The following is an 11,479-nucleotide window of genomic DNA, read 5'->3' on the forward strand; positions in this document are numbered from 1 at the left end:
GGAAACAGGCACACTCCGTCGTGAATCAATGAAGCTTTTCAAGTCGCGGATTTTTGTGGTTCTCATCGCATGTGAGCACGAACGTTCCGCGAATGCCGTCCGGGGTTATAAAGCGTTGGAGAAGCGAGGCCGGGAATTGCACGCGCTGGCCGGATCGACTCACGCCGACTGCATGGCGAACTCCTCCACGATAGTACTCGAGAAACTCATCAGGCGAGATGCTCAGTTCGAATTCGTAGCGATGCATGGGGGTACATTGCGCGCCCGGAAGCTTCAGCCGTTTTCGTTTCGCTTAATCTCCAACGGGACGCCATGGCGTAGCACGCGCCGATGTTTTTTCAGCACGAAAGGAAAAACAAGGACGATTGCAATTGCGCAGCAGCCGACATTGTTTTTGGGCCGGCCGCTGGCTCGTCACTCAAGGTCTAACCATTGACATTGGAGTTTTGGCCGATACTCTGTGCGAACCATTCCACGACCATCGTGAAGTGCTGAACCAAAGCCGTGGCTGAAAAAGACGATTATCTAGTGGACATGCTGGTTGATCTCGGGTTTGTGAGCCCCCAGCAGGTCACCGCACTCCAAACTGAAGCCCAATCTGCCGGAGTCGGTGTTGTCGATTTGATGCTGGCCAACAAGCTTGTCCGGCCAGCTGATGTCACCCAGGCCAAAGCCGCGCATTTCGGCGCGGAAGTGGTCAACCTCGGGGAAATCAAAATCGAGGATGACGTCATTGCAATGGTCCCCCGCCATATCGCGCGCAAGTATCGCGTTGTTCCCGTCTTCAAGCATGACAACACCCTGACGGTTGCGCTCGCGGATCCTTCGGACCTGGATACCATCGACAGCCTCGGGCATTTGCTGCACGCGGAGATTATTCACCAGGTCGCCTCCGAAGAAGACATCGAGAACGCGCTGAGCAAGTATTACGGCGGCGATCGAAAGGCGATGGAGCAGGACAGCCGATTTCAGGAAGTCATTCAGCGGCTGACTGAAGAACACGTTGAGGCGTCGCTGCCGGGCGCTGACGACGGAAAGGTTGTTGAGGCTGACGCCCCGTTGATCAAGTTGGTGAATCAATTGATTGTCGAGGCGTTCAAGCTTCGGGCTTCCGACATTCACCTGGAACCCCTGGCAAAGACTTTCCGTTTGCGCTATCGGATCGACGGCGTCCTGCAGGAAATGAAAGCTCCGCCGAAGCGGCTGCAAGCGGCGATCATTGCGCGGTTGAAGATTCAGTCGAACATGTCGATTGCCGAGCATCGCATCCCGCAGGACGGCCGCATCCAGACGCAGGTGGGTGCGAAGACAATCGATTTGCGCGTTTCCTGCCTGCCAACTAATCATGGCGAGAGCATCGTCATGCGTATTCTGGACAAGGAAGGTTTGAAGCTGGGGTTGCCTGAGCTCGGATTCTTTACGGACGATCAGCAGACGTTCGAACGCTTGATTGGACTTCCTGACGGCATTCTGCTGGTCACGGGCCCGACGGGTTCCGGGAAGACGACGACACTTTATTCCTGCCTGAATTTCATCAATCGTCCCGACCGAAAGATCATCACGGTCGAGGACCCTGTGGAATACATCCTGGCCGGCATCAACCAGGTGCAGGTGAATGAGACGGTGGGGTTGACGTTCGCGATGGCGTTGCGTTCGATTCTGCGCCAGGCGCCGAACGTGGTGATGATCGGTGAAATTCGCGACCTTGAAACGGCGTCCATTGCGATCAACGCATCGCTGACCGGTCACCTGGTGTTCTCGACCTTGCACACGAACGATGCGCCGAGCGCCGTGACGCGCTTGATTGACATTGGCGTGAAGCCGTTTCTTGTCGCCTCCTCGACGCGCGCGCTGATGGCGCAGCGGTTGGTGCGAAAGGTTTGCAAGCAATGTGCTGCCCCGAGCATGCCGACCGAAGCTGAATTGCGTTCGCTCGGTTTGGATGCGGAATCGATCAAGAATGCCACATTCATGAAGGGCAAGGGCTGCTCCAATTGCTCAGGCACGGGCTGCCGCGGCCGCTTCGGCATTTTCGAAATCTTCCTGGTGGACGACGAGGCGCGAAAACTCATCTACGAGAAGGTGCCTTCGTCGGTCCTGCGCACACGCGCTCGCGAGATGGGAATGCGCACACTCCGCGAAGACGGCATTCGCAAGGTGGTTGCGGGTTTGACGACTCCGGAAGAGGTCATTCGTGCAACGGTTGGAGACGTGGATTGACGTATCGAGGTGGAGTCGTGAAGCGTCAGGGCGTTCAATACTGCGGCGGGCTTCGATGCGGCACACCCGGCTGGGATTGCAAAACGGAACGGACTGTGCCCTGTCCAATTTCAGAAAACCTGTTTAAAACGAGTTAAGGCTTAGAATTCATGTCCTATTCGATGTCTGATCTGTTGCAGTTGGTGGTGTCAGAGGGAGCCTCCGACCTCCACATCCGCGTCGGAACCCCGCCAACGATCCGGGTTCACGGCATTCTGCACCGCGTGGAAGGCCCTGCGCTCTCGTCCGACGATGCTGAAGAGCTGATGCGCAGCATGTCTTCCGAGGATCACATCCAGCACGTGCGCGAAAAAGGCGGCGCAGACTTCGCATTCGCGTTCGGTGAAGCGGCCCGTTTCCGCGTCAGTGTGTTCAAGGAGAAGGGAAATTTCGGAATGGTCCTGCGGCAGATTCCGAGCAAGCTCCTGACGATTGAGCAAATCGGCATTCCGCCGTCGGTGAAGGAATTGTTGTACAAGCCGCGCGGATTGATCCTGGTCACGGGGCCGACGGGTTCCGGCAAAACGACCACCCTCGCATCGCTCCTGAACCTCGTGAATGAAGAGCGCGACGAGGTGCATCTGATCACGATCGAAGACCCGATTGAGTATTACCACAAGCACAAGAAAGCGCTCGTGACGCAGCGCGAGGTGCATGTGGATGTTCCGAGCTTTGCAGAAGCGCTGCGGCGCGCCTTGCGCCAGGATCCGGATATGGTGCTGGTCGGCGAAATGCGCGACCTGGAAACAATTGAGGCGGCGATCACCGCGGCCGAAACGGGCCACTTGGTTTTCGGCACGCTGCACACGACTGGCGCTGCCAAGACAATTGACCGCCTGGTCAATGCGTTTCCAACAAACCAGCAGGAAACAATTCGGATCCAGCTCTCGACCGTGCTGCAGGCGGTGATTTCACAATTGCTCATTCCCCGGGTTGACAAGCCGGGCCGCGTGGCGGTTTTTGAGATTATGATCAACACCCCGTCGATCGCGGCGCTGATTCGTGACAACAAGACGTTCCGCATCCAATCGGACATCCAGACGGGGGCCAAGTACGGCATGGTGACGCTGGATTCGTTCCTCGTTGAAAAGTATTTGCAGGGGATGATTGCACGGGAGGAAGTCATCACAAAGTCGCAGGATCCAATCACAATCCAGGCGAAACTGCAGGAGCTGGAACTGGCGCAAGCTGTCGGGGTGGATTCGAGCGGCAAGCAGCAGCAGCCCAAGACGTAATTCACTATGTCGGAAGAAATCTCAAATCCACTGCTGTCGCTCATCAAAGAACAGGGTCTCATTGACGACCTGCAATACGAGGAAGTGGCGGCCGAACACAAGCGCGCTGGCACCCCCGTCGGGCAGATTCTTCAGGACTTCGGCATCATGGATATCGATGCCATTCTCGAGACCATCAGTCATTACATGGGCGCGCCGGTGGTGGACCTGAAGAACGTCAATTTCTCTCCCGACCTCCTCAAGGCTATTCCGCCCAACACCGCCCGGATGTACCGCTGCGTTCCGGTGGGAACAGTCGGAAATGCGCTCCAAGTGGCTTTCGAGGATCCGCTGAATCCCGGCCGTGTCGATGAAGTGGGCTTCATTGTTAAGCGGGACGTGCAGCCGGCGATCGCAAATCCAGCGGAAATTGCCAAGGTGATCGATCGCCACTACGGCCAGGACGACACCGACAGTGTTTCAGAAATCCTGAAGGAACTTGGGGCAGATGAAGGGATTGCGAGGGAGGTCGAACAAATCGAAGCCAGCGATGACATTGCAACGGTTGCCGATCTTGCGGACGCGGCGCCGATCGTGCGTTTCGTTAATCTGGTGTTAATGCAGGCGGTGAAAGATCGCGCGAGTGACATTCACTTTGAGCCGTTTGAATCCGAATTTCGGATTCGATATCGCGTGGATGGGGCGCTGTACGAAATGGCCCCGCCTCCGAAACATCTCGCCCTGCCGGTTGTCTCGCGTATCAAGGTGATGGCGAGCCTGAACATTTCTGAACGGCGGCTCCCGCAGGATGGACGCATCAAGTTCACGCTTGGAAACCGGCAGATCGACTTGCGCGTTTCCACCTTGCCAACCGCCTTTGGTGAATCGGTGGTGTTGCGCGTGCTGGATCGTTCAGCCGTCAACATGGAACTCGAATCGCTCGGGTTTCCGAAGTACGTCTACGATTACATCACGGAGGCGATCCTGCGGCCGAACGGCATTTTCGTCGTTACCGGGCCGACGGGCTGTGGCAAGACGACGACGCTTTATTCCTGCCTTCGCCGGGTCAACACCATCGATTCGAAGCTGCTGACAGCCGAGGATCCCGTCGAGTATGACATTGAAGGGATCATGCAGGTAGCGATCAATGACGCTGCCGGAATGACGTTCAGCAAGGCGTTGCGATCGTTCCTGCGCCAGGACCCGGACATCATCATGGTGGGTGAAATGCGCGATATCGAAACTGCGCAGATTTCCATCCAGGCATCTCTTACGGGTCACCTGGTCCTGAGCACGCTGCACACGAACGATTCACCTGGCGCGGTGACGCGTCTTGTGGACATGGGTGTTGAACCGTTCCTGATATCTTCGACGCTCATGGGTGTTTTGGGGCAGCGCCTGGTGAGAACCATTTGCAAGCAATGCCGCACACCTTTTGAGCCGACGGAAAACCAGCTGGCCATGCTGAACCTGTCTCCGCACGACCTGGGTGACAAGGTGTTCTATTACGGGCGCGGCTGTTCCAATTGCAATGACACGGGTTACAAGGGCCGAAAGGGCATCTACGAGTTGCTTGTCGTAAACGACGCGATTCGCATGTTGATCAACGAACGCGCGCCGACGGTTGTTATGCGGCAAAAGGCGGTGGAACTGGGAATGGTTACCCTGCGAGAGGACGGATTGCGGGGAATTTTCGACGGTGACACCACCATCGAGGAAGTCGTGAAATACACCTAAGGAGAGGCTTATGCCGAAATTCAATTACGTCGCAATGGATCAGCGGGGGAAGGAGACCAAGGGCACCCTCGAAGTCACCAGCCAGAACGAGGCAATCAGCCGCGTGAAGGAGATGGGCCTGTTCCCCACGAAGATTGTCGAGATCGACAAGACGAAGGACAAGAAGGTTGAGAAGGCCAAGGCCGGGGCGCGCGGCGCAAAGCCGAAAGGCAAAAAGGGCCAGATCAACATCAGCATCCCGGGCCTCGGCGGCCGGGTGAAAACCAAAGTCCTGACAACCTTCACGCGCCAGTTGGCGACGCTGGTGGACGCTGGTCTTCCGCTGCTGCGCGGATTGCGGGTGCTTGAGAAGCAGGAGCGTAATCCAACCCTGAAAAAGATCATTGCCGAGCTCGCCCTGTCGATCGAGGGCGGCAGTACATTTTCCGAAGGCCTGGCTCAGCATCCCAAAGTTTTTAACCGTTTGTTCGTGAACATGGTGAAAGCCGGCGAACTGGGCGGTGTGCTCGAAGTCGTGCTTGCCCGCCTTTCCGAGTTCATGGAAAAAGCCCAGAAGATCAAGGGCAAGGTCAAGGCCGCGATGTTTTATCCGGTCGCGGTGCTGATTGTCGCGACAGTGATTCTCGGCATCCTGACGGTGATCGTCATTCCCAAGTTCAAGGAAGTGTTCGCGGGCCTCGGCGAAGGCCGTCCGCTGCCAGGCTTCACCTTGCTCGTCCTCGGCATCAGCGACACGATTCGAAACCATTTCATTGTCACTTCGATCAGTGTGATCGTCGCGGTCATCCTCTTTGTTCTCTTTATCAAGACCAAGTTCGGCCGGAAGGTCTTCGACAAGTTCAAGCTGAAGATGCCGGTCATCGGTCCCGTGGTGACCAAGATTTCCATATCGCGATTCACCCGCACGCTTGGAACCCTGGTTTCGAGCGGCGTGCCGATTCTGCAGGCGCTGACGATCGTCAAGGAAACGTCCGGGAACGTCATCATCGCGAACGCAGTGGCTTCTGTTCATGACAGCGTAAAGGAAGGCGAAACGATCACAGCGCCGCTTGAGGCATCCGGGGTTTTTCCGCCGATGGTGATTTCGATGGTGGACGTCGGTGAGCAAACGGGTGCCTTGCCGGAAATGTTGCTGAAGATCGCGGACAATTTCGATGACGAGGTCGACAATGCAGTCGCTGCCATGACTTCGTTGCTGGAACCGATCATGATCGTTTTTCTTGCTGTCGTGGTGGGCAGCATCGTCATTGCGATGTTCCTTCCGCTGATCGATCTGATGAACAACCTCGGCGGCGGCGCTGGCGGGGATTAGCAGCGAGTAGCTAATACAGGTTTCCCAAACCTGCTGCATCCCCGGGTTCCTTGTCGGCAGGGGTGAACCTCCACCATAGGAAGGGAGATCCGCGACACGGGCGGACTCGCAGTTTCAGCTACACGCGACGCGTTCGGCCCAACAACTTATTGACAAACAATCCAGCCGTGCGTAAATACAACGTAAATACATTGCATGGGCAATTGACTTACAGATCAGCTCGATATGGAGTTTGACTGGACCAATGTGCCTTTCGATTTGGATGGTTCTTTGACGGAAAGAGAAATCGAGGAGTCTTTTGAGGACCCGTTTGCCTTGAAGCTGCTGCCTGATTCGCCGCGATTCGCAGTTCAGGCGCGATTTTTTAACTTGGGGATGTCTGCTGGGGGGGTGGGGGTGTTCAGCGTTTATCGAACGAACGGAAAGCGCATTCGTGTTCTCTATGCGCGGACGTTCCAGCCGGAAGAACGGGTGTTCTATCAGCGCAAGATGGATCAGACCCTTGCGTAAACAATGCGGTTTTTGGCCCGAAAACGATTGCGATGCGAGCGTTCGCCCATTGGGAAGATGTGCCGATCTTCGACAGCGAATCTGCCGAGGCGGACTTCTGGTCGGAAAATAAGCCCGACCTGCGGCTCATGGAATCTGCGCTGGCTGGCAACACGGAATCCTCGGAATCCGTCACGATCACCCTGCGGATCGATCCGAGAATGCTGGCGAGAATCAAGCGGCTGGCCCGGTCGCGGTATTTGAATTATCAGAGCATGATCAAGCAATGGTTGAGCGAGCGGATGGAAGATGAACTTCGTGAAAAGTAACCTGCCTATGAAACGCGAAAACCTGAACCCCAAATCTGTCCCGGCGCCTCGGCGGTCTATTCTGGCGTTCACACTCATCGAATTGCTCGTAGTGATAGCGATCATCGCGGTTCTCGCGGGCCTTCTCTTTACCGCGATGCCGGCGTTCGCACGTGCGAAGGCGATGTCCACAGCCCGCGCTGAGATCACGCAAATCATGTCAGCGATCGATGCCTATAAGGGCAAATATGGCGTCTATCCGCCCGACAGCCCGCTGCGCGGCCCCGTGATGACGCCTCTTTATTACGAACTGATCGGAATGCAGGTGGTGAATAACGGGACGGCCTATCGAAGCCTGGATGGCAGTTACACCATTGGAACGAATGCCGTCGTGTCTGCCTTCGCGGTTCCCGGCCTCATCAACAGTTCGGCATCCACTGGCGCCACTGACGATCGTCCGGCCATCGAGTCGTTTCTCAAGAATTTGAAGCCCGCGCAGGTGGTTTCCAACAGCAACGTGAGACTCCTGGCATGCAGCGCGGATGACACCCTCATCTGGCGATATAATTCGTCCAATCCGACAAACAGCCCGCGGACCTACGACCTTTGGGTGGATGTGGTCGCTGGCGGAAAAACCAATCGCGTTGCCAATTGGAATGTTGCCCGCTGACACGTTCAAACCTGCTTCCCATTATGAACACAACTGCTGCTCGATCACCCTTCCCGCGGAAGGCGTTCACGCTTATTGAACTGCTCGTTGTCATTGCCATCATTGGCATCCTGGCCGCAATGCTCCTGCCTGCGCTTGCCAAGATGAAGGAGAAGGCAATGATCAATCGGGCGAAGAGCGAGATGGCCATGATCGTCTCGGGAGTCGAGCAATATTACAACACCTACAGCCGTTCGCCCGTTCCTGCGGATGTCTCCAAGTTGATTGTGTACGGCGACGGGCGGCAGGACGACATCACCTATGGCGGACAGGTTTTAAATCCCGGCAACCCGCGCTACGAACGCACCAATTCTGAGTTGATGTCGATCCTGATGGATTACGAAAAATTCCCCAACACGGGCGGTCCCACATTGAACGCGGGGCATGTAAAGAACGTGCAGCAAATCAAGTTCATCTCCCCAAAGATGACTGACAATGTGGCCAATGCGGGCGTGGGTCCCGACCTCGTCTATCGCGATCCATGGGGCAATCCCTACGTGATTTCAGTCGACCTCAACATGGACGATAAAGTCCGCGACTCGCTCTATTGCCAGCAAGGTGTGTCGATGAGCAGCGGGGACACGGGTTTCTTTGGGTTGTTCCGTGCGCCAGGCGAGACCGGGGACGAGTTCAAGTACAACGGCAGGGTGATGGTCTGGTCGAAGGGGCCTGACGGGAAGTATGGTCCCGCAGCGAAGGCGAATGCGGTTCCAAACCGCGATAACGTGCTGAGCTGGCAATAGGAACATCTATGAATTTGCGCCGTTCCATTGCGGGATTCTCGCTGATCGAGCTGCTGGTTGTCATTGCGATCATCGGAATTCTTGCCGCCATTGTTGCCCCGAGCCTGCAGACTTTTCGCAAGGGCGATGCGATGGCAGCGGCAACGAGCCAATTACTGGGCGGCGCTGCACGGGCGCGACAGATGGCTTTGACGCAGCGGACGGATGTTTACATGGTGTTCCTGCCGACGAATTTCGTGGGCCTGATCACAGAACCGCATTGGCTGGCATTGGACGACCAGCAACGAATCGCGTTGACCAACCTGGTTGATCGTCAACTCACTGGCTTTACGTTTGTGTCCTTCCGCAGTGCGGGCGACCAGCCGGGACAAGGGCGGCCATACTACCATGGCGCGTGGGAGCAACTCCCAGACGGCGTTTTCATTCTGCCTGAGAAGTTCCGGTATCGGTCGGAAGTTCCGCAATTTTTCACCATCAGCGATCCGGCGAAGGGCGAGGATTATAGGATTTACGGGTTTGAGCGGGTCGAGGTTCCGTTCCCAACCGCGACGGCGCCTTCCATTTTTCTTCCCTGCATCGGTTTCGACCATCAGGGACGGCTGATTACTCGGCCTCAAAACGAGGAGGCGGAACTGATTCCGCTGGCTGCGGGAAGCGTGGCGTATCCGCGCGATCCCAAAACAAAGCAACTGGTGATCCTGGGCCCGAACGAAAATCAGGTGAGCGTGCAGGAACAACCGCCCAACAACAGTCGAATCGGATATCATGTCGTTCGGATTGACTGGCTGACCGGCCGCGGGCATCTGGAACGAAGGGAGATTCAATGAAGATCCGGACTTCCTCGCGGTCTCACGCGTTCACCATGGTGGAAATCGCCTTGTGCCTGGCGATCGTCGGCTTTGCGCTGGTCGCCATCATCGGCGTGCTGCCCACTGGCATGAATGTGCAGAAGGACAACCGCCAGCAAACGATCGTCAACCAGGACGCCGGTGTCTGGCTCGATGCGTTGCGCAATGGCGCGTATGGATTTGATGATCTTACCAACTACGTGGTTGCCATTACGAACTACTGGACCGAATACGAAGTTCGGACGGACGGCACGATTGTTCGCAATGCTGGAAATGAGAATTCCTACAGCTATGCGCAATCGAAGGTGACTTTTCCGGCAGGCGTGCCGAACGATAGTTTTCGCCTGACGAACGGATACCGGATCATCGGAGTCCTCAGCACGCCCAAATTCTGGCCCGTCAATGGGCCGTCGCGCGTCGGGCTTTTCACGAGCAATTACGTTGTCGCATATGTGCGCTCCATGAGCGGCGCCATCGTCGAAAAAGCGCCGCAACGGAATGTCGATGTGCTCGACTCGGCGTTCACGTATCGCATGGTGGTTGAAAACGCACCGTATGTTCCCGCTTTTCTTGGCGACACCAACAACGCAACGCTTTACCTGCACAATCTGCAGTTGAACAATTCCACTGATGTTCGGCTGCTGTTCCGCTGGCCGGCGCTTCCAACGGGAATTGGGAATGGACGTCAGAACTTCAGGCAGATGGTTGCAGGTTCCATCTTCCGAAGGATGGATACTAACACACCCTCCCATCCCGTCTTTTTCTTCGAACCCTCCAAGTTCGTCCAGGTGCAATGAACAAGCTTCCGTCATTACGAGCGGGTCACCGATCCATTGCGCGCGCGGCGTTCACGCTCGTTGAAATCATGATTGCGGTCACGCTCATGTCCGTGATCGTGCTGGGATTGGTCGCAATGTTCAGCCAGACGCAGCGGGCCTTTCGCCTGGGCATGAACCAGACCGATGTGCTGGAGGCAGGGCGGGTCGCGACAGACTTGATCGTGCGCGAGCTCGAGCAGATGACTCCGCCGCTCAAGACCAACTCCGCAACTCCAGGCTTTTATACGCAGCTGATGCATGTGGACAATACCGGCTGGCAGGCGCTTCCAGGCTACAGCATGCGGACGAACCTGATGTCGGATCTGTTTTTTGTAATTCGCGAAAACCAGACGTGGTCTGGGATCGGCTATTTTGTGCGGACGAATGCGAGGATCCAGGGTTCATTTGGGCCCGTAGGAACACTCTATCGATACCAAACCAACAACAGTTCGTTCCAGTTCAGCTTCAATCCGTTTTCCATGTGGCACGGCTTCAATCAGGCGCGGGGGAACGGGGTTCTGACAAACGTTGCGAAGGTTCTCGACGGTGTCGTGCATTTCAGGGTTCGAGCCTTCGACACGAATGGGATGGAAATCGTGTCAGTGCCGGAATTGAACACCCTGGGAACGAACTACAGCAGCCGTTTGGTTGCGTGGTCGGCGACAAACTCGCTGATCCTGCCTCACATTTACGATTACCGCATGTCGTCGAATACGTTGCCTGCGTTCGTGGAACTGGAGATTGGGATTCTTGAGAACCAATCCTATGAGCGCTACCAAGCGGCGCCGACACACGCCCTTAAGCTGCAGTCGTATCGCACCAATTTTGTCGGCAATGTGCATCTGTTTCGGCAACGCGTGTCCATTCGCCGGGTAGACCTGCCCGCCTATCAATGAAATTGCATCTGAAATTTTGGAGACATTCGGCCCCATCGGCCCGGCCTTTTCGCCCGCTCAGTGTTGAATTGCCGCGTCGGTCACCGACGCAGAATGGCATCGCGTTGATTGTCACCCTGATCATGCTCTCGGTGATCACGTTCCTG

12 protein-coding genes are annotated in these 11,479 nt (G+C 56.2%); 11 read left to right on the forward strand and 1 reads right to left on the reverse strand.

What is annotated here, in order from left to right:
* Nucleotides 1-25 precede the first annotated feature (25 nt).
* Nucleotides 26-247, reverse strand: coding sequence for a DUF2835 domain-containing protein (locus VEH04_13135; GenBank protein ID HYG23721.1), 222 nt, complete (start codon nt 245-247; stop codon nt 26-28).
* 257 nt (nt 248-504) lie between these two features.
* On the opposite strand from VEH04_13135, the gene VEH04_13140 reads away from it, so the two are divergent.
* The 11 genes from VEH04_13140 (at nt 505) to VEH04_13190 (ending at nt 11,333) form a co-directional block, all read left to right on the forward strand.
* Nucleotides 505-2,220 (forward strand): ATPase, T2SS/T4P/T4SS family, encoded by a 1,716-nt coding sequence (locus VEH04_13140; GenBank protein ID HYG23722.1) that lies wholly within the window; start codon nt 505-507, stop codon nt 2,218-2,220.
* Nucleotides 2,221-2,369: 149 nt separating this feature from the next.
* The gene (locus VEH04_13145; protein HYG23723.1) at nt 2,370-3,494 is read left to right on the forward strand and encodes a type IV pilus twitching motility protein PilT; all 1,125 of its coding nucleotides are present in this window, start codon (nt 2,370-2,372) and stop codon (nt 3,492-3,494) included.
* 6 nt (nt 3,495-3,500) lie between these two features.
* Nucleotides 3,501-5,210 (forward strand): ATPase, T2SS/T4P/T4SS family, encoded by a 1,710-nt coding sequence (locus tag VEH04_13150; protein ID HYG23724.1) that lies wholly within the window; start codon nt 3,501-3,503, stop codon nt 5,208-5,210.
* A 10-nt stretch (nt 5,211-5,220) separates the two neighbouring features.
* Nucleotides 5,221-6,522, forward strand: a complete 1,302-nt coding sequence (locus VEH04_13155; GenBank protein HYG23725.1) for a type II secretion system F family protein — start codon at nt 5,221-5,223, stop codon at nt 6,520-6,522.
* Nucleotides 6,523-6,747: 225 nt separating this feature from the next.
* Nucleotides 6,748-7,032: a hypothetical protein gene (locus VEH04_13160; protein ID HYG23726.1), complete on the forward strand. Its 285-nt coding sequence runs from the start codon at nt 6,748-6,750 to the stop codon at nt 7,030-7,032.
* A 32-nt stretch (nt 7,033-7,064) separates the two neighbouring features.
* Nucleotides 7,065-7,340 carry a CopG family antitoxin gene (locus VEH04_13165; GenBank protein ID HYG23727.1) on the forward strand — a complete coding sequence of 92 codons (276 nt, stop codon included), beginning with the start codon at nt 7,065-7,067 and terminating at the stop codon, nt 7,338-7,340.
* 7 nt (nt 7,341-7,347) lie between these two features.
* A complete protein-coding gene (locus tag VEH04_13170; protein HYG23728.1) occupies nt 7,348-7,989 on the forward strand; it encodes a type II secretion system protein in 642 nt (213 codons plus the stop codon).
* A gap of 23 nt (nt 7,990-8,012) precedes the next feature.
* Entirely contained in the window at nt 8,013-8,771 is a 759-nt protein-coding gene (locus tag VEH04_13175) for a prepilin-type N-terminal cleavage/methylation domain-containing protein (protein ID HYG23729.1), read from the forward strand.
* An 8-nt stretch (nt 8,772-8,779) separates the two neighbouring features.
* Nucleotides 8,780-9,598, forward strand: coding sequence for a prepilin-type N-terminal cleavage/methylation domain-containing protein (locus VEH04_13180; GenBank protein HYG23730.1), 819 nt, complete (start codon nt 8,780-8,782; stop codon nt 9,596-9,598).
* Nucleotides 9,595-10,416 (forward strand): type II secretion system protein, encoded by an 822-nt coding sequence (locus VEH04_13185; protein HYG23731.1) that lies wholly within the window; start codon nt 9,595-9,597, stop codon nt 10,414-10,416. The genes VEH04_13180 and VEH04_13185 overlap by 4 nt, the downstream gene beginning before the upstream one ends.
* On the forward strand, nt 10,413-11,333 hold the full coding sequence (locus VEH04_13190; protein ID HYG23732.1) for a hypothetical protein: 921 nt from the start codon (nt 10,413-10,415) through the stop codon (nt 11,331-11,333). Before VEH04_13185 ends, VEH04_13190 begins: the two co-directional genes overlap by 4 nt.
* Nucleotides 11,334-11,479: the final 146 nt, after the last annotated feature.

The organism is Verrucomicrobiia bacterium (assembly GCA_035629175.1).
Taxonomy (GTDB): Bacteria; Verrucomicrobiota; Verrucomicrobiia; order Limisphaerales; family DASXHY01; genus DASXHY01.